18 protein-coding genes are annotated in these 16,757 nt (G+C 69.5%); 5 read left to right on the top strand and 13 right to left on the bottom strand.

Annotated elements, in window-relative coordinates; all coding sequences use genetic code 11:
* Window positions 1-306: 306 nt before the first annotated feature.
* From J7357_RS01945 to grxD, 4 genes are all read right to left on the bottom strand, one after another.
* Entirely contained in the window at window positions 307-2,685 is a 2,379-nt protein-coding gene (locus J7357_RS01945; RefSeq protein WP_209244475.1) for a TonB-dependent receptor, read from the bottom strand.
* Between the two features lie 301 nt (window positions 2,686-2,986).
* Window positions 2,987-3,586: a YhgN family NAAT transporter gene (locus J7357_RS01940; RefSeq protein ID WP_209244473.1), complete on the bottom strand. Its 600-nt coding sequence runs from the start codon at window positions 3,584-3,586 to the stop codon at window positions 2,987-2,989.
* Entirely contained in the window at window positions 3,583-4,323 is a 741-nt protein-coding gene (locus J7357_RS01935) for an SDR family NAD(P)-dependent oxidoreductase (RefSeq protein ID WP_209244471.1), read from the bottom strand. Before J7357_RS01935 ends, J7357_RS01940 begins: the two co-directional genes overlap by 4 nt.
* On the bottom strand, window positions 4,320-4,640 hold the full coding sequence (gene grxD, locus J7357_RS01930) for a Grx4 family monothiol glutaredoxin (protein WP_010342114.1): 321 nt from the start codon (window positions 4,638-4,640) through the stop codon (window positions 4,320-4,322). The genes J7357_RS01935 and grxD overlap by 4 nt, the downstream gene beginning before the upstream one ends.
* A gap of 125 nt (window positions 4,641-4,765) precedes the next feature.
* Between grxD and J7357_RS01925 the strand changes: the two genes are divergently transcribed.
* Window positions 4,766-5,341, top strand: a complete 576-nt coding sequence (locus J7357_RS01925; RefSeq protein ID WP_010342115.1) for a Fe-Mn family superoxide dismutase — start codon at window positions 4,766-4,768, stop codon at window positions 5,339-5,341.
* Between the two features lie 75 nt (window positions 5,342-5,416).
* On the opposite strand, the gene J7357_RS01920 is transcribed toward J7357_RS01925, so the two are convergent.
* Window positions 5,417-6,565 carry a 5-(carboxyamino)imidazole ribonucleotide synthase gene (locus tag J7357_RS01920; protein WP_209244469.1) on the bottom strand — a complete coding sequence of 383 codons (1,149 nt, stop codon included), beginning with the start codon at window positions 6,563-6,565 and terminating at the stop codon, window positions 5,417-5,419.
* On the bottom strand, window positions 6,562-7,065 hold the full coding sequence (gene purE, locus J7357_RS01915; protein ID WP_010342117.1) for a 5-(carboxyamino)imidazole ribonucleotide mutase: 504 nt from the start codon (window positions 7,063-7,065) through the stop codon (window positions 6,562-6,564). Before purE ends, J7357_RS01920 begins: the two co-directional genes overlap by 4 nt.
* Window positions 7,066-7,123: 58 nt before the next feature.
* Here purE and J7357_RS01910 point away from each other — a divergent pair, with 58 nt between their 5' ends.
* The 4 genes from J7357_RS01910 (at window position 7,124) to J7357_RS01895 (ending at window position 10,290) form a co-directional block, all read left to right on the top strand.
* The gene (locus tag J7357_RS01910) at window positions 7,124-7,393 is read left to right on the top strand and encodes a Trm112 family protein (RefSeq protein WP_010342118.1); all 270 of its coding nucleotides are present in this window, start codon (window positions 7,124-7,126) and stop codon (window positions 7,391-7,393) included.
* Window positions 7,390-8,268 carry a carboxylating nicotinate-nucleotide diphosphorylase gene (gene nadC, locus J7357_RS01905; RefSeq protein ID WP_209244467.1) on the top strand — a complete coding sequence of 293 codons (879 nt, stop codon included), beginning with the start codon at window positions 7,390-7,392 and terminating at the stop codon, window positions 8,266-8,268. The genes J7357_RS01910 and nadC overlap by 4 nt, the downstream gene beginning before the upstream one ends.
* A 286-nt stretch (window positions 8,269-8,554) precedes the next feature.
* Window positions 8,555-9,679 (top strand): DUF2272 domain-containing protein, encoded by a 1,125-nt coding sequence (locus J7357_RS01900; RefSeq protein WP_209244465.1) that lies wholly within the window; start codon window positions 8,555-8,557, stop codon window positions 9,677-9,679.
* A gap of 266 nt (window positions 9,680-9,945) precedes the next feature.
* Window positions 9,946-10,290, top strand: a complete 345-nt coding sequence (locus J7357_RS01895) for a DUF3301 domain-containing protein (RefSeq protein ID WP_209244463.1) — start codon at window positions 9,946-9,948, stop codon at window positions 10,288-10,290.
* Window positions 10,291-10,569: 279 nt separating this feature from the next.
* Here the strand turns inward: J7357_RS01895 and J7357_RS01890 are convergent, their stop codons facing one another.
* The 7 genes from J7357_RS01890 to J7357_RS01860 all read right to left on the bottom strand — a co-directional run bounded on the left by J7357_RS01890 (window position 10,570) and on the right by J7357_RS01860 (window position 16,683).
* Window positions 10,570-11,001 carry a ClpXP protease specificity-enhancing factor gene (locus tag J7357_RS01890; RefSeq protein ID WP_010342123.1) on the bottom strand — a complete coding sequence of 144 codons (432 nt, stop codon included), beginning with the start codon at window positions 10,999-11,001 and terminating at the stop codon, window positions 10,570-10,572.
* A gap of 73 nt (window positions 11,002-11,074) precedes the next feature.
* Window positions 11,075-11,710, bottom strand: a complete 636-nt coding sequence (locus tag J7357_RS01885) for a glutathione S-transferase N-terminal domain-containing protein (RefSeq protein WP_010342124.1) — start codon at window positions 11,708-11,710, stop codon at window positions 11,075-11,077.
* Between the two features lie 170 nt (window positions 11,711-11,880).
* Window positions 11,881-12,627 (bottom strand): cytochrome c1, encoded by a 747-nt coding sequence (locus J7357_RS01880; RefSeq protein ID WP_209244462.1) that lies wholly within the window; start codon window positions 12,625-12,627, stop codon window positions 11,881-11,883.
* The gene (locus J7357_RS01875; protein WP_010342126.1) at window positions 12,620-13,882 is read right to left on the bottom strand and encodes a cytochrome bc complex cytochrome b subunit; all 1,263 of its coding nucleotides are present in this window, start codon (window positions 13,880-13,882) and stop codon (window positions 12,620-12,622) included. Before J7357_RS01875 ends, J7357_RS01880 begins: the two co-directional genes overlap by 8 nt.
* Before the next feature lie 3 nt (window positions 13,883-13,885).
* Window positions 13,886-14,515, bottom strand: a complete 630-nt coding sequence (gene petA / locus J7357_RS01870) for a ubiquinol-cytochrome c reductase iron-sulfur subunit (RefSeq protein ID WP_010342127.1) — start codon at window positions 14,513-14,515, stop codon at window positions 13,886-13,888.
* 146 nt (window positions 14,516-14,661) lie between these two features.
* Window positions 14,662-15,618 (bottom strand): lytic transglycosylase domain-containing protein, encoded by a 957-nt coding sequence (locus tag J7357_RS01865; protein WP_209244460.1) that lies wholly within the window; start codon window positions 15,616-15,618, stop codon window positions 14,662-14,664.
* A gap of 90 nt (window positions 15,619-15,708) precedes the next feature.
* Window positions 15,709-16,683, bottom strand: a complete 975-nt coding sequence (locus J7357_RS01860; RefSeq protein ID WP_209244458.1) for a WYL domain-containing protein — start codon at window positions 16,681-16,683, stop codon at window positions 15,709-15,711.
* Window positions 16,684-16,757: the final 74 nt, after the last annotated feature.

Below are 16,757 nucleotides of genomic sequence, written 5' to 3'. Positions count from 1 at the left end.
CGTGCCATGCCGCCCGCCCTGCGCGGCCTCTGACCAGGCAGTTTCGGGAGGCCGGCGCGATCCGCTCCGCGGGCGGCGCTCGGCGCCAGACCCTGGTCCCCCTTGGCCCTGGCCCTCACGAGGCACCCTGGATTCTGCCGAACCGGTGCCGGGCGGTCGGCGGCACGCCGCCCCGGGATCCACACGCCCGTGGTCAGGCCGGCGACGTTCCCCGACGTCGCATGCCCGCAAACGCAAACGGCCGGGGTGATGGCCCCGGCCGTTTGCGTCTTGCCTGGTCCAGCCCGGGTGCGGGCTGGCAGTGCCTCAGAACGAGGCGCCGACGGTCACCGCGAACGCACGCGGCTCCAGCACGGAGTAGTACGGCGTGCCGGTGGCCGCCACGTCCGGGTAGTCGCTGGCGCCGGACGCCGCCAGCACCTGGCTGGTGCTGACCCAGGTGACGGCCTGCTTGTCGGTCAGGTTGTACAGGTTGAGCTTGATCGACGGCTTCTTCAGCCAGCCCCAGTCGGCGAAGGTATAGCCGGCGTCGGCGCCGAAGGTGGTGTAGCCCCCCACCCGTTCGGTGTTCATGTAGTCGCCGTAGCGCGGGCCGGAGTAGCGGCCCTTCAGCGCGACCCAGAAATCGCCGATGCTGTAGCTCAGGCGCAGATTGACCAGATTCTTCGGCGTATTGGCCAGTTGCTTGCCACCGACCGCATAGTCGTAGATGCCCTTGGACGTGCCCACCGCCAGGCTGTCGCTCAGGATCCTGGCCTGGGTGTAGGTGTAGGAACCGTACAGCTTGAGGTTGTCGGTGATGTTGTAGCTGGCCTCGCTGTTGAAGCCGCGCATGCGCACCTTGCCGATCGAGATGTAGGTGGTCAGCGCCGTGGCCTGGTCGTAGCTGGACATCTGCTTGTTGCGGTAGTTGCTCTGGTACAGCATCGCCGACAGCGAGAAGCGGTTGCCGTAGTAGCGCCAGCCCAGGTCGTTGGTCCAGGCCGATTCCGGTTGCGGGATCTCCTGCGCCGCCGACAGGTTGATCGAGATCGAGTTGGTGGCCGGCACGCGGAAGGTCTTGGCGACGCCGTAGTAGAACTGGGAGCGGCTGTCCGGCGCGTACTTGATGCCGAACGCCGGCAGCAGCTTGCTGTAGCTGTTGTCGAAGTCCACGCCGATCTCCTTGGTGCTGTCGGGCCACTGGTAGTTATGGCCCTTGCGCGTGGCATGGATCCAGGACACGCCGTAGTTGACCGCCCAGTCGTCGGCGGGAGTCCAGTTGTCCTGGATGAAGTACTTCTGCACGTCGGTCACCGTGTAGGTGCGGTAGCTCTGCTGCACCTGGCCGTCGGCATAGGTCAGGAAGCAGCCCTCGCTCTCGGCCCAGACGTCGCACGGCTGCCCGGTGCTCTGATCGGTCTTGACGATGCTGCTGTTCTGGCTCTTGCGCGAGCGGTCGTACCACAGGCCGTAGACCAGGTTGTGGTCCATGCCGATGTCCTGGAAGAACTTGGCGACCACGCCCGGGCGCACCGTCGCGGAGTAGGAATAGGTGTAGTCGACGTCGCGGCTGCCGCTCACGCCGCTGGCGTAGCCATAGACGTTGCTGCTGCTGGTGGACGGATACACCGACGCGGCGCTTGAACCGCCGCCCTCGCCCCACCACACGTAGGGCACCACCGACAGACGCAGGGTGTCGCCGAGGGTGAACTCGCCATCCAGGCTGGCCAACAAGCTCTTGTACGGATTGCGCCGCAGCTTCCAGTAGGACTGGTCGTTCGAGGTACCGCCGCCGCCCCAGCTGTCGTTGTAGTCGTAGGCGTAGTCGCTGGCCAGCTGCGCCTTGCTGGCGGTGTTGTAGGAGTAGTTGGACTGCCGGTTGTACTGGAACGAGGCGCTGATCGAGTTGCCCGGGCTGATGTCCCACACGCTCTTGCCGTCGATCTTGTTGACCGACATGTCGCCCCTGCCCTTCCACTTGTCGGCGCTGTTGGTCGAGAACGACACCCACGAACGCACCGCGCCGGTATCGCCGGTGTTGACCCGCACGAAGGTGCGCCGGTAATCGTTGCTGCCGAAGCTCTGGTTGAAATCCACCCCGAACGCATGGCTGGGATCGATGGTCGACCAGGCGATCTGGCCGCCGGTGGCGCCCATCTCCGGCTGGTCCACGTTCGGCGTGCCCTGGGTGACGGTGATGTCGTTGTAGTTCTCGGCATCGCCGTATTCGGTGGCATAGACCGAATAGCTGCCGCTGTCGGTCACCGGGGCACCGTTGACGGTGATGCCGATCGCCGAGGAATCGAAACCGCGCAGGCTGTAGTTGCCGTTGTTGAGGCCGGTCACGTCGCTGGTGGAGGCGTCCACGCCCGGGATCGCATCGATCATCTGGGTGAAGTTGCTGCCGCCGGACGCCTGCGCGATCGCCTCGCGGGTCACCGTGGAGATCGCCTTGCTGGCGGTCTGCACGGTCATGTTGCCGCCGCCGAGGACGTAGCTGCCCTTGTCGGCGCTGACGTTGACCTTGTCCAGTTGCTGCACGCGCTTGGTCTCGTACGCGGCCGTGGTATTGGACGTGCTGGAGGCGGTGACCCGCTGCGCCGCCTCGCTGCCGGCGTCCTGGGCGAAGGCGGAATGGGCCGCGAACGCCGTGGCCAGCGCAAGGGAAAGTGGGGAAACACGCGGTGTGGAACGGAACGTCATCGGGCAAGCGCCTCTGGGACCAAGCGGGGAGCGGCAGAGACGGCAGGCGGCCCGGCGCGCCCATGGCACCCCGCCCCCTACCGCGTCGGAAGGCGCCAGGGTAAGCAGGCTATTTCGCCCGCATATGCCCAGGGCGTTGACGAGAACTTAATGTGCCGCCACGCCCCGGCACGCGCAGGCACAAAAAAGCGCCGCGCATGTCATCGGACTGCCGCAGACGCGCGGTACGTCGCAGCGCCGACGCACGGCGACAGGCAAGACGCGTCAGCGAGGGAAGACGCGCGGCGGCGGCCGCGCCCGCTCAGCCGGCGACCGGCAGCTTCAGGTAGGCGCTGATCCCGTCCAGGAACATCTGCACCGAGATCGCCACCAGCAACATGCCCATCAGCCGCTCGACCGCGGTCAGCACGCGCATGCCGAGCAGCTTGTACAGCAGCGTGCCCGAGAACAGCAGCGCCGAGGTCCCCAGCCAGGCCAGGATCAGCGCCAGGCTCCATTCGCCCAGCCGGGTCGGCTCGTTGCTGCCCATCAGCATCACCGCGGCCATGCCGGAAGGGCCGGCCACCAGCGGGATGGCCAGCGGCACGATGAAGGGTTCGCCGTCGGGAATCTCGCCCATCAGCCCTTCCGGGCGCGGGAAGATCATGCGGATGCCGATCAGGAACAGCACGATGCCGCCGGCGATCGCCACCGACTCCTGGCGCAGGTGCATCACTTCCAGGGCGTACTTGCCACCCCACAGGAAGCCCATCAGCACGCCCAGCGCGATCAGCAGCTCGCGCGCCAGCACGACGCGCTGGCGGCGGGCCGGCAGCGGCTTGAGCACGCTGAGGAACACCGGGATGTTGCCCAGCGGGTCGAGGATCAGGAACAGCAGCAGCGCTGCCGACAGGATGGTCATGCCAGGGGATTCCAGATCGCGCCGCGGTGCGCGGCGCCGGCGGGCGACAGCAGTTCGACGCAGGCCTCGGCGTAGCGCGCCGGATCGACCGCGTCGCGGTCTTCTTGATGGGTGTAGGCGCGGGCGCGCAAGGCGGTGCGCATCGGGCCCGGCTGCAGCCCGGCCACGCGCACGCGCGAGGCCGCCAGCTCGCCGTGCAGGCTCGCCAGCAGGCCGCGACGGCCGTGCTGGGCCGCGCCGTAGCCGCCCCAGTAGGCCTGGCCGACCCGCGCCGGATCGTCCACCGCAAACACGATCGCGGCATCCTCGGCCTGTCGCAGCAACGGCAGGCAGGCCTGGGTCAGCCAGGCCGCAGCGGTCAGGTTGACGTGGACGGCGCGCGCGAACTGCGCCGGATCGGCATGCTCGAACGGGGTCAGCCCGGCGAAGTCGGCGGCGCAGTGCAGCAGCCCATCCAGGCGCCCGAGCTCGCTTTGCAGGCGCTCGGCCAGGGTCGCGTAGTCCGGCGGGGTGGCGCCGAGCAGATCCAGCGGATACAGCAGCGGCGCGGCGCCGACCGCGGCGATCGCGTCGTAGACCCGGTTCAGGCGCGGCGGCTTGTGCCCGAGCAGGACCACGGTGGCCCCGGCCTGGGCACAGGCCAGCGCCGCGGCGCTGCCGAGCCCACCGGCGGCGCCGCTGACCAGGATCACCCGCTGCGCCAGCGCGCCGGCCTGCGGCGACGCAGGCGCACTCACGACTGGTAGGCCTCGGTGACGATGCGCTGCAGCTCGCCGGACTCGAACAGCTCCATGGTGATGTCGCAGCCACCGATCAGCTCGCCATGGATGAACAGTTGCGGGAACGTCGGCCAGTTCGAATAGCGCGGCAGATTGGCCCGGATCTCCGGCTCGTCGAGCACGTTGACCGTGTGCAGGCGGTCGGCGCCGGCGGCCAGCAGCGCCTGCAATGCGCGGCTGGAAAAGCCGCACATCGGGTACTGCGGCGTGCCCTTCATGAACAACACGATGGGATGGCGTTCGACGTCGGCCTGGATGCGCTCCATCACCTGCATGCGGGTTCTCTCCTGCTGGGGCGAAAGAACGACCTTGGCGGTCGGCTAGACTCTCGCGTAGCCGCATAGTGTAAGCCCTGCGCGCGGCAGTACCGCGACACGCACCCGAAACCGTCCGAGGATCCATGCCCATCGAACTCGCTCCCCTGCCCTACGCCGCCGCGTCGCTGGCCCCGCATCTGTCCGCCGCCGCGGTGGAACAGCACCACGCCCATGAGCGCGCCCTGGTGGAACGGCTCAATGCGCGCCTGGCCGGCAGCGACCTGGCCGAGCTGGCGCTGCCGGACCTGCTGCGGCGCGCCCAGGGCAGCCTGTTCCAGGAGGCAGCCGAGGTCTGGAACCACGCGTTCTACTGGCGCGGCCTGCGCCCGCGCGGCGGCGGCGAACCCGGCGGCGCGCTCGGCGAACGTTTGGCCAAGAGCTTCGGCGACGTGGCCCGGTTCAAGGCCGAGTTCGAGCGCATGGCGCTGGCGCTGTTCGGCTCCGGCTGGATCTGGCTGGTGCAGCGTCCGGACGGCAGCCTTGCGGTGGTCAGCACCGCCAACGCCGGCACCCCGCTGACCGGCGACGACACGCCGCTGCTGGCTTGCGACGTCTGGGAACATGCGTACTACACCGACCATCCTGGCGACCGCGCGCGCTATCTGCAGGCGTTCTGGAAGCTGGTCAACTGGGAGTTCGCGGCGTCCAATCTGCGTTGAGCCGGGATTGGAGATTCGGGATTTGGGATTCGCAGTTGCCTGGCCCAGGCGTCGCCTGGGCCGCGTGCTGCAGACTCAGCGCTCGCCGCGCAGGGCGGCGATCACCGGGGCGACCTGGGTCTCGCGCTGCAACTGTGCGCCCACGGTCTGCAGGGCCTGGGCCAGCGCCTTGGGCGTGTCCTCGCGCAGGGTGGCGTGGCCGACCTTGCGGCCTTCGCGCGGCTCCTTGCCGTAGTCGTGCCAATGCCCGCCGGGCTGCGCCAGGACCGGTGCGGCGTCGGGCATCGCGCCGATCCAGTTGAGCATGCAGGCATGGCCACGCATGCGCGTGGAACCCAGCGGCAGCCCCAGCACCGCGCGCAGATGGTTCTCGAACTGCGAGGTCTCCGCGCCTTCGATGGTCCAGTGGCCGGAGTTGTGCACGCGCGGGGCCATCTCGTTGGCCAGCAGTTCGCCGTCGCGGCAGAACAGTTCCAGCGCGAACACGCCGACGTACTGCAGGCGTTCGGCCAGGGCGCGCGCATGCGCCACGGCGACCTGCTCCAGCGCGGCATCGGCCTGCGCCGGCGCCAGGCTGGCCGACAGCACGCCGTGCACATGCCAGTTCTCGGTCAGCGGCCAGGTGCGGAACTCGCCGTCGCGACCGCGCACCGCCACCACGCTGACTTCGCGCTGGAACGGCACGAACGCCTCGGCGATCAGGCCCACGCTCGACGCCTGCGCGCCCAATGCGTCCCAGGCCGCATCGGCATCGGCGGCGGAGGCGATGCGGAACTGGCCCTTGCCGTCGTAGCCGAGCCGGCGGGTCTTGAGGATGCACGGCGTGCCGACCTGCGCGAGCGCCGCGTCCAGATCGGCGCGGGTCTCGATCGCAGCGAAGGCCGGCACCGGGATGCCGAGCTCGCGGAACAGGGTCTTCTCGGCCAGGCGATCCTGCGCCACGGCCAGCGCATCCGGGCTCGGAAACACCGGCACCTGCCCGGCCAGCCAACCGGCGCTGGCCGCAGGCACGTTCTCGAAATCGAAGGTCGCCACGTCGACCGCGTCCGCGAACGCGGCCAGCGCGGTCTCGTCGGCATAGTCGCCGACCCGCAGCGGCGCCACCTGCCCGGCGCAGGCATCGGCCGCCGGATCCAGCAGCGCGAAGCGCAGGCCCAGCGGCACGCCGGCCACGGCCATCATGCGTGCCAACTGCCCCGCTCCCAGGATGCCGACGGTGGTCATTGGCGCGGATCGTCCTTGGCCATCACGTCGTCGGTCTGGCGCTGGCGGAAGTCGCCCAGTGCGGTGCCGATCTCGGCGTGGTCGTGGGCCAGCATCGCCGCGGCGAACAGCGCGGCGTTGGCCGCGCCGGCATTGCCGATCGCGAAGGTGGCCACGGGGATGCCGGCCGGCATCTGCACGATCGACAGCAGCGAGTCCATGCCGTTGAGCGCCTTGGACTGCACCGGCACGCCCAGCACCGGCACCGCGGTCTTGGCCGCCAGCATGCCCGGCAGGTGCGCGGCACCGCCGGCACCGGCCACGATCGCGCGCAATCCGCGCCCGGCCGCCTGCTCGGCATAGGAGAACAACACATCCGGGGTGCGATGCGCCGACACCACCTTCACTTCATAGGGCACGCCCAGCGCATCGAGTTTCTGCGCCGCATGCTGCATGGTCTCCCAGTCGGAGCGGGAACCCATCACGATGCCGACGAGCGGCGCGGTTTGCTTGGAGGTCATGGCCGTCCCCTGCCTTAAAGACGTATTCTAGCCGTCTTCCACGCAAGACGAAGACCGGATGGACCGCAAACTGCTCGACCTGCTGTGCTCGCCCGACACCCGCCAACCGCTGGCGCTGCTGGAGGCGCGCGGCCTGGAGGCGTTGAACCGCGCCATCGCCGCCGGCGGCGTGCAGCGCGCCGATGGCAGTGCGCAGGCGCAACCGCTGCGCGAAGCCCTGATCACCCGCGACCGCAAGCAGGTGTTCCGCGTCGACGACGGCATCCCGGTGCTGCTGGCCGAAGAAGCCATCGGCACCGCCCAGCTCGCCGACTTCCCGGCCAAATGAGCCGCGACACGGCGCCGCCGCAGGCGCCCGCCGCGGACCTCATCGCCGCCGACGTGGCGCGTGCGCTGGCCGAGGACCTCGGCAGCGGCGACGTCACCGCGGCGCTGTTGCCCGACCGTGCCGACCGCGCCTACCTGCTGTGCAAGCAGGATGCGGTGATCGCCGGCCGGCCCTGGTTCGACGCCTGCCACCAGGCGCTGGACCCGCAGGTCCGGATCGACTGGCAAGTGGCCGAAGGCCAGCGCGTGGCCGCCGGCACCGTGCTGGCCTTGCTGCACGGGCGCAGCCGCGCCCTGGTCAGCGCCGAGCGCGCCTCGCTGAACTTCCTGCAGACCCTGTCGGCCACCGCCACCGCCGCCGCCGCCTACGTGGCCGCGGTCGCCGGCACCGGCGCGCGCATCCTGGACACGCGCAAGACCCTGCCCGGCCTGCGCCTGGCGCAGAAATACGCGGTGCGCTGCGGCGGCGGCGACAACCACCGCATCGGTCTGTACGACACGGTGATGCTGAAGGAAAACCACATCCACGCCGCCGGCTCGCTGCCCGCGGCAGTGGCCGCCGCGCGCGCGCAGTGGCCTTCGCTGCCGCTGGTGGTGGAGGTGGAGACGCTGGAGCAGTTGCGCGAAGCGCTGCAGGCCGGCTGCGACCGCATCCTGATCGACGACTTCACCGCGGAACAGCGCCGCGAAGCGGTGGCGATCGCCGCGGCCGCACCGTTCAACCGCGCGATTCCGCTGGAAGTCTCCGGCGGCGTCGACCTGGAGGCGGTGCGTGCGATCGCGCAGGACGGCGTCGACTGCATCTCCATCGGTGCACTCACCAAGCATGTGCAGGCCGTGGATCTGTCGCTGAAACTCGGAACGCCGCCGCAGTAACGATCGGCACCTGGCCTGGGAGCCGCCGCTGCGGCGCCTCCCAGGCTATCAATGCGCACCCTCGCTGCGCGCCGCGGTACCGACGTCGACGCTTCCAGCCGCCGCAGGATCACGCCAGCAGCCCGCCAATCAGGCCGCGAAATGGCGGGGAGCGCCACATGCGCGGGCGCCAGGCCGACGCCGGCCTACGCGAGCGAGCCATCGTCGTGCGGACTGCCTACACTTCACGGCACCGCCGACGCCGCTCTGCGACGCTGCGCGCTCCCCCTCCCCGCCGAGTTCGCCGATGTTCCGCCCCTGGTTCGCGCTGCTGTGTGTCGCCGCCCTGTTTCCCGCCGGCCGCGCCGCAGCCGCGGAAGTCTGCGATCTGCCGCCGCGCTTCGGCCTGACCCCGGCGGCGGTGGCGATCGTGCGCACCGCCTGCAACGAACACCGGCTGTGGTGGCGCCCGTTCATCGATCGCGACGGCCGCCTGGCCGGCCTGCGCGTCACCGAGGCCGAACGCGCCGACCTTGCCGACGACGGCATCGAAGCCTGGCAGCGTGTGGCAGCGTACTGGCGCGACAGCGGCACGCTGGGCGCGATGGGGCAAATCGACGGCGCCGCGAGCTGCCAGCAACTGGACGGATCGCGCTACCGCGAGAACGACTGCCGCGCCTTCATCGTCGACAATCCATGGTCGGCGGCGTTCGTGTCCTACGTGATGGTGCGCGCCGGCGTGGCCGGCTTCCGCCCCTCGATCCGCCATATCGACTACATCCGCGCCGCCTACCAGGCCGGCGCCGACGGCCTGCCCTACCGCTACGCCGACCCGCAGCAGGAAAAACCCGCCCCCGGCGACCTGCTGTGCTTCCTGCGCGGACGCCGGCAGCCGGTCGGCGCCGCCGGCCTGCGCGAGGCGCTGGCGCGCGGCCGCCCGCTGCCGTGGGAATCGCATTGCGACATCGTGGTGGCGGCCAACGTCGGCGGCGACCAGACCCTGTACCTGATCGGCGGCAACGTGTTCAACGCGGTGACCATGCGCAAGCTCAAGCTGGACCGCAGCGGACGCCTGCAACTGGACGCGCCGCTGGCGCAGGAGCAGAACGACGAAGGCGCCGCACTCGAATGCACGCCCGGCCGCGAGGAACTGTGCGACGTCAACCGCCAGGACTGGTCGGCGCTGCTGAAGCTGCAACCGCAGGCGCAGCTATTGCCGCCCACCCCGCCCACCGTGCCTGCCTCCATGCCGATCACGACGCCGCCCGCGACGCCGGCAAGCGCGACACCGGGCACGCCCGCCGTCCCGCCAGCATCGCCCACCGCACCGAACCCGCCGGTCCCGCCACCGGCACCCGCCGCAGTACCTGCTCCGCCACAACCCGCCGCACCCTCCGGCGAAGACACGCCCAAGACCGAGCCGCAGTCATAGCCGAAACGCGTGCGTCCCACCGCAGGGCTGGCCCCAAAAAAATTCCTGCAGTTAGGCAAGGCCATGCGCGAGCGTTGCGCAGGAGGATCGTGGCCGTTAGAGCACTTCGGCTCGGCGCCCCCGACACACCAATAGGTGCGCGACCATGCGGCATCGTCCGGCAGTGCACCGCCCCAACAGCCGCCGACCCACCTGCCAATCCCCAATCCCGAATCCCCAATCCCAGCCCGATTGCCCACCCACCGGCGCCTCGCTACAGTGGCGCCATGCCCAGCCTGATCCTGCTGATGATCGCCGGCGCGGCGGTGTTCGCGTTCTGGAACGCCTCGCGTGCCGCCGCCGAACGCGCCGAAATCCTCGGCCGCAATGCCTGCAAGGCCGCCGACGTGCAGTGGCTGGACCAGAGCGTGCACGGCACCGGCCTGCGCCTGCGGCGCCTGCCCAACGGCTGGCTCGGCTTCGAGCGCAGCTTCCGCTTCGACTATTCCTACGACGGCACCGACCGCCACAGCGGCCGCCTGGTGCTGCTCGGCGACCAGTTGATCGCCTTCACCGGGCCGTCGGTGGCCAGCGTGAGCAGCCTGCAGGAAGCGCGCGCGCAGCGCGAGTGAGCCAAGGCACCACGGCTGCGCATCGATGGCACGCGGCCTCGCGTGGGCGACCGCCAAGGTGAGTGGGAAACCGCTTTGCATGCCATCTCGAATGGACGGCAACCGCCGGGATCTATCCGCCTGTCGCAGGAGCGGCTTCAGCCGCGACGGGCATTACCGGTACGCCCGTCGCGGCTGAAGCCGCTCCTACGACAGAACGCAGTGCGTGCGACGCGCGAACACCGGAAACGCCAACGCGTGGCTCGGTGAAGCGCGGCCCCAAGGCCGCGCATCGACGACTTACTTGACCACGCGCAGGCGCGGACGCTTGCCGGCGTCGTCGGACCCGCCCGGCCGCGGCGGTGGCGGGGTGTCGTCGCCCGGCGGCTCGCTGGCGCCATGGATGTCGTCCGGCAGCGCCATGCCCTGCCCGGTCTCGCGCGCATACACGGCCAGCACCGCGGACATCGGCACCTGCACCGGGTAGCTGACGCCGCCGAAGCGGGCGGTGAAGCTGACCCCGTCGTTGTCGATCTGCAACCGCACCACGGCGCGCTCGGCGATGTTCAGCACCACCCGCCCGTCCTTGACCGCGCTCGGCGGCACCTGCACGCCGGGCAGGCCCGCATCCACCAGGATGTGCGGGGTCATGCCGTTGTCGTTGATCCATTCCACCAGCGCCCGCAGCAGGTACGGGCGATGGCTGGTCATGCGGGAAGTGTCTTCGGTCATGCGCCCATTCTACGTGCCGGCGCGCGACGCCGGTACAGCTCGGAACACAGCGGGGACGGCGCGACGCACGGCATCATGCCGGCAGGTCGCGCAGTTTCTTTTCCTGGTCGGTCAGGCTGCGGATGAAACCGGGATTGCGGAAGATGCGGTTGCCGTAATCCTCGATCGCCTTGCCGTCCTTCGGCAGCGGGATGTCCAGCGCCTGCAGGCGCCAGATGATCGGCGCCATCGCGCAATCGGCCAGGCTCATCTCCGGATTGAGGAAGAACTTGCTGGCCTTGAACAGCGGCACCGAGGCGGTCAGCAGTTCCTTCAGGCGCTTGCGCCCGGCCTCGGCCTGGGCCTTGTTGCCGAGCTGGATCGCCTGCACCTGCGGCACCCAGTCGTGCTCGATGCGCAGCATCGCCAGGCGCAGGCGCGCGCGCGAGAGCGGGTCGACCGGCATCAGCGGCGGATGCGGATAGCGTTCGTCCAGGTACTCGCTGACCACCGAGGCGGCGTACAGCACCAGCTCGCGCTCCACCAGCGTCGGCACCGAGTGGTAGGGATTCAGGTCGATCAGGTCTTCCGGCGGATTCTGCGGATCCACCGCCACGAAATCGTAGGTCACGCCCTTGGCCGCGAGCACCAGGCGGACGCGGTGGCACAGGACATCATCCGTGGAGGAAAACAACGTCAAGGTATTTCGCATGCGCAAACTCGCCGCCATTCAAGGCTCTCCGACGGCCGGAATCCGCCGGCCGCATCGACGCCGCCCGCACATTGCGGACGGTCGTCACGGCCCCTGAGTGTGCAACCCTCGCTCACAAAAGCCAATAGGATGAACAGGGGATCGGCTCAGCAACGGTGCAGCCGGGATGCGGCCGGAACGGCCGCCGCTCAATGCACGTCCTTCCAGTATTCCTTCTTGAGCAGATAGGCCAGGAAGGTCAGCAGCGCCAGGAACAGCACCACCCACACGCCCAGGCTCTGCCGCTTCAACGCCGCCGGTTCGCCGGCGTACTCGAGGAAATTGCTGATGTCGCGCACCGTCTGGTCGAACTCGGCCGGGCTCTGCTTGCCCGGCGTGGCCAGTTGCAGCCGCTCCACCGGCTTGTCCACGCCCGGCTGCTCGGCCTTGCCGTACACAGGCTGCTGCAGGCCCTGCAGGTCCCACAGCGGATTGGGCATGGAGGCGTTGGCGAACAGCTTGTTGTTCCAGCCCAGCGGCCGCGACTGGTCGAGATAGAACGACTTGAGGTAGGTGTAGACCCAATCGGTGCCGCGCACGCGGGCGATCAGGCTCAGGTCCGGCGGCGCCTTGCCGAACCACTTGGTCGCCGCATCGTGCGGCATGGCCGTCTCGATGTGTTCGCCGATCTTGGCGCCGGTGAAGTTGAGGTTGTGCATCACCTCGTCCTCGCTCAGGCCCAGATCCTCGGCCATGCGCTGGTAGCGCAGGTACTTCAGCGAATGGCAACCGGAACAGTAGTTCATGAACAGCTTGGCGCCGCGTTGCAGCGAGGCGCGGTCGCCCAGGTCGTTGCCGGCCTGCAGGGTGGCGGCACCCTCGGCGGCCATGGCCGAGGCGGACAGCAGCAAGGCCGACGCGAAGCCGGCGAGCACGGCGATCAGGCGCTTAGTCATGGCTGCTCACCCGCTCCGGCACCGGCTTGGTTCGATCCAGCGAAGTCCATATCGGCATCGTCAGGAAGAAGGCGAAATACAGCACGGTCAGCACGCGACCGATATAGGTCTCGATGATCTCGGTGCCCGGGCCGGAACCGATCACGCCCAGCCAGACGAAGCACACCGCAAGAATCCCCAGCATCACCCGCGAGATCCAGCCGCGGTAGCGGATCGACTTGACCTTGGCGCGGTCCAGCCACGGCACCAGGAACAGGATCGCGATCGCCGAGAACATCACCAGCACACCGCCGAGCTTGTTCGGCACCACCCGCAACATCGCGTAGTACGGGGTGTAGTACCAGACCGGCTTGATGTGCTCCGGCGTCACCAGGCGATTGGCCTCGGTGAAGTTGTCGTGCTCCAGGAACAGACCGCCGAAGCCGGGCGCGAAGAAGATGATGAAGGCGCCGATCATCAGCAGGAAGCCGACGCCGACCAGGTCCTTGACCGTGTAGTACGGATGGAACGGGATGCCGTCGGCCGGCTTGTTCGGGTTCCAACGGTTGCCCTTGGGCCCCTTCTTGATCTCCACGCCGTCGGGATTGTTGGAACCGACCTCGTGCAGCGCGCCCAGGTGCAGCACCACCAGCAGCAACAGCACCAGCGGCAGCGCGATCACGTGCAGGGCGAAGAAGCGATTGAGGGTCGCGTCGGACGGCAGGTAGTCGCCCATGATCCACTCGGTCAGGCCGTTGCCGATCACCGGGATGGCGCCGAACAGCGAGATGATCACCTTGGCGCCCCAGAACGACATCTGCCCCCAGGGCAGCACGTAGCCCATGAAGGCTTCGGCCATCAGCACCAGGTAGATCAGCATGCCCAGGATCCACACCAGCTCGCGCGGCTTCTTGTAGCTGCCGTACATCAGCCCGCGGAACATGTGCAGGTAAACCACGATGAAGAACAGCGAGGCGCCGGTGGAGTGCATGTAGCGGATCAGCCAGCCCCACTCGACGTCGCGCATGATGTACTCGACCGAGTTGAACGCCTCGGCCGCGCTGGTCTTGTAGTGCATCGTCAGGAAGATGCCGGTGACGATCTGGTTGACCAGCACCACCATCGCCAGCGAGCCGAAGTAGTACCAGAGGTTGAAGTTCTTCGGCGCGTAGTACTCGGTGACGTGCTTGCGGTAGAACGGCATCAGCCCGGGGGCGCGCTCGTTGACCCAGTCGAACACGTTGCCCGCGGTGCGGGTGAGGATGTTGTCGGCCATGACTTACGCCCCTCCCTTCGCGGACGCGCTCGGGTCCACGCCGATCACCAGCGTGTTGTCGTCCTGGTAGTGGTGCGGCGGCACCAGCAGGTTGATCGGCGCCGGCACGCCCTGGAACACGCGGCCGGACATGTCGAAGCGCGACTTGTGGCAGGGGCAGAAATAGCCGCCCTTCCAGTCGGGGTCGTAGGGTTCGGGGCGGATCTCGGCGACCATTTCCGGCGAGCAGCCCAGGTGCGTGCACAGGCCGACCAGCACCGAGACGTCGGGCTTGATCGAGCGGTACTCCGGGTTCTTCAGCACGTAGTCCGGCTGCTGGTCCTTGTTGGTGGACTCCGGATCCTTGAGCCGGCTGTCCAGCGACGGCAACGCATCGAGCATCGCCTTGGAGCGCTTGACGATCCAGATCGGCTGGCCGCGCCACTCCAGGATCAGGCGCTGGCCTTCCTGCAGGGCGCTGATGTCGGCGGTGACCGGCGCGCCGGCCAGCTTGGCCTTTGCGCTCGGATTCCAGGACTTGATGAAAGGAACCGCCACGAACCCCGCACCGACCGCGCCCACGACGGACGTGGTGGCGGTGAGAAAGCGGCGGCGTCCTGCGTTTACAGAATCGTTGACCCCATCGTTGGCCATCCGGCACTCCGATCTGTGATTGGGTAGCGTGAGGCTGCCAGCAGCTCGGTGGGGGTCGAGCCGCACTGAATCCACTGCAGTGTAGCGGAACCCTTAACGCGACGACAATGGACGCGCGACGCCTCCTGCCGGGCCGCGGCGACGGCTCAATGCGCGGTCGCCAGCACGCCGCGATAGCGCTCGGCGAGCACGCCCACCCGTTGCACGTAGCGTTGGGTCTCGCTGTACGGCGGGATCCCGCCGTGTTTGTCTACCGCGCCTTCGCCGGCGTTGTAGCCGGCCGCGGCCAGGCTGAGGTTGCCGTTGAAGCGCTTCAGCAGCCACGCCAGGTACTGCACGCCACCGCGAATGTTTTGCGCTGCATCAAACGAATCGCTGACGCCGAAGCGGCGTGCGGTCGGCGGCATCAACTGCATCAGCCCCTGCGCGCCGGCGCGGCTGAGCGCCATCGGGTTGTAGGCGGACTCGGCGTGGATGATGGCGCGCACCACCGCTTCGTCGACGCCGTACTCGCGCGCGGCCGCGGCGATCTCGCTCTGGTAGGCGGTGGTGTTCAGGCGCACCGCACCGAAGTTGACTCCGGGATTGGCACAGGCGTAGCAGGTCTCCATGAAGCTGTAGCGGATCGTGCGCACCGCGCCGAGATTGGCGACCTGGGTCGGGCGCGCGCTGGTGTAGTGGCGCACGCCGTCCTTCATGTACGAATACAGCTGGCCACTGACCAGGCGCCGTGGCGCGCCACTGTTGCCGGGCGCCACCGGGGCGACCCGGTTGGGCACGGCGTTGGCGGTGACCGGGGCCGGCGCGGCGACCGGGGCGCTGATCAGGGTGGCCGGGGCCACCGTGCCGGCGCTGGCGATGACGCCGCGGCTGGGCGCGCGCTCGCTGCCGGCCCTGGCCGGCGCAGGCGCCGGGGTGGCACGCGCGGCGCGGCGGTCGGGGGTGTAGCGGCCGATCACGCTGCAACTGGCGCCGGACACGCGCTTGCTGCCGTAGCTGGGCACGCCGTCGCTGCCGGTGCACTTGTACAGGGTGCCGGCGCTGGCCGGCGCAGCCGTCAACGTGGCGAATCCCAGCCCCAGGAGCCACAGCATCCCCTTCATGGCAGCGAGTGTCCCAACTTCCCCGGCGCTTGCCAAGTGCGCGCCATCCCGGCACCGCCGCGAGGCATGGTCGCCGGCAGGCCCAGGCGTCTATTCCTCGGGCACCGGCGCCGGAAGCTGCTCCAGCAACGCGTTCAGGGTCCTGCGCAGCGCCGCCAGCACGTCGGGTTCGGCCTGCAGCCCGGCGAACGGCACGCCGATGGTCAGCAACTGCGCCGCCAGCCACGGCACCGCGTCGGCCAGCAGCGACAGCCTGCAATGGCCGTCGGCCTCGTCCTGCAGGGTGCCGCACCACAATGGAATGCGCGCCCCCAGCTCGGCGGCACTGCCGCGCAGCCGCACGCTGAGCGCGTAGCCCAGCGCCTGCGGGCTGTAGCGGATCGCCGCATCGACCATGGCCGCCGCGTCCTGCGGCGGCAGGCGCAATGCCACCGCCGCGCCGAGCTGCAGGGGCGGCACGATGCGCTCGGCGCGGAAGGTGCGCCAGTCGCCGCGGTCGCGGTCCCAGGCCAGCAGGTACCAGCGGCGGCCGGCGTTGACCAGGCGCAGCGGCTCGACCAGGCGCTGGCTGGCGTGGCCGCCGTGGTCGCGGTAGGCGAACCCCAGCAGCCGACGGTCGCGGCAGGCGCTGGCGACGCCGATCAGCACCCGCGTGTCCGGCCGCAGCGGGTCCTGGCCCAGCGCCAGGGTCGCGCCCTGCAAGGCGTCGGCGCGCTGGCGCACCCGCGCCGGCAGCAGCGGTTCGAGCTTGGCCAGCACCCGCACCGCGGTGTCCTCCAGACCGGCCATGCTGGCGCTGGCCGCGCGCAGCGCCACCGCGACCGCCACCGCCTCGTCCTCCTCGAACAGCAGCGGCAGCATCTGCGCGCCGGCGGCCAGCCGGTACCCGCCGCCGACCCCGGCCGCGGCCTCCACGGCGTAGCCCAGCGCGCGCAGCCGCTCCACGTCGCGGCGCAGGCTGCGCCGGTCCACGCCGAGCCGCTCGGCCAAGTCGGCGCCGGACCACAGCCGGCGGGTCTGCAACAGGGCGATCAGGCGCAACAGGCGGGCGGCGGGCGATGACATCGGTGCACGCTATTGCGGACAGAATCTGTCCGCAATGTGGTCTAGGGTGTTCGCACCGACCAGCCAGGAGCCGC

Origin of the sequence: Xanthomonas sp. D-109, assembly GCF_017746095.1 — a bacterium.
In the GTDB taxonomy this organism is placed as follows: domain Bacteria; phylum Pseudomonadota; class Gammaproteobacteria; order Xanthomonadales; family Xanthomonadaceae; genus Xanthomonas_A; species Xanthomonas_A sacchari.
This window is presented reverse-complemented; position numbering and strand designations above follow the sequence as displayed.

Coding starts and splice junctions, on each gene's coding strand:
- J7357_RS01880 (WP_209244462.1), bottom strand. CDS start 12,627: ATGACTAAGCGCCTGATCGCCGTGCTCGCCGGCTTCGCGTCGGCCTTG.
- nadC (WP_209244467.1), top strand. CDS start 7,390: ATGAGCCGCGACACGGCGCCGCCGCAGGCGCCCGCCGCGGACCTCATC.
- purE (WP_010342117.1), bottom strand. CDS start 7,065: ATGACCTCCAAGCAAACCGCGCCGCTCGTCGGCATCGTGATGGGTTCC.
- J7357_RS01885 (WP_010342124.1), bottom strand. CDS start 11,710: ATGGCGGCGAGTTTGCGCATGCGAAATACCTTGACGTTGTTTTCCTCC.
- J7357_RS01890 (WP_010342123.1), bottom strand. CDS start 11,001: ATGACCGAAGACACTTCCCGCATGACCAGCCATCGCCCGTACCTGCTG.
- J7357_RS01900 (WP_209244465.1), top strand. CDS start 8,555: ATGTTCCGCCCCTGGTTCGCGCTGCTGTGTGTCGCCGCCCTGTTTCCC.
- J7357_RS01925 (WP_010342115.1), top strand. CDS start 4,766: ATGCCCATCGAACTCGCTCCCCTGCCCTACGCCGCCGCGTCGCTGGCC.
- J7357_RS01875 (WP_010342126.1), bottom strand. CDS start 13,882: ATGGCCGACAACATCCTCACCCGCACCGCGGGCAACGTGTTCGACTGG.
- petA (WP_010342127.1), bottom strand. CDS start 14,515: ATGGCCAACGATGGGGTCAACGATTCTGTAAACGCAGGACGCCGCCGC.
- J7357_RS01860 (WP_209244458.1), bottom strand. CDS start 16,683: ATGTCATCGCCCGCCGCCCGCCTGTTGCGCCTGATCGCCCTGTTGCAG.
- grxD (WP_010342114.1), bottom strand. CDS start 4,640: ATGCAGGTGATGGAGCGCATCCAGGCCGACGTCGAACGCCATCCCATC.
- J7357_RS01945 (WP_209244475.1), bottom strand. CDS start 2,685: ATGACGTTCCGTTCCACACCGCGTGTTTCCCCACTTTCCCTTGCGCTG.
- J7357_RS01910 (WP_010342118.1), top strand. CDS start 7,124: ATGGACCGCAAACTGCTCGACCTGCTGTGCTCGCCCGACACCCGCCAA.
- J7357_RS01920 (WP_209244469.1), bottom strand. CDS start 6,565: ATGACCACCGTCGGCATCCTGGGAGCGGGGCAGTTGGCACGCATGATG.
- J7357_RS01895 (WP_209244463.1), top strand. CDS start 9,946: ATGCCCAGCCTGATCCTGCTGATGATCGCCGGCGCGGCGGTGTTCGCG.
- J7357_RS01940 (WP_209244473.1), bottom strand. CDS start 3,586: ATGACCATCCTGTCGGCAGCGCTGCTGCTGTTCCTGATCCTCGACCCG.
- J7357_RS01865 (WP_209244460.1), bottom strand. CDS start 15,618: ATGAAGGGGATGCTGTGGCTCCTGGGGCTGGGATTCGCCACGTTGACG.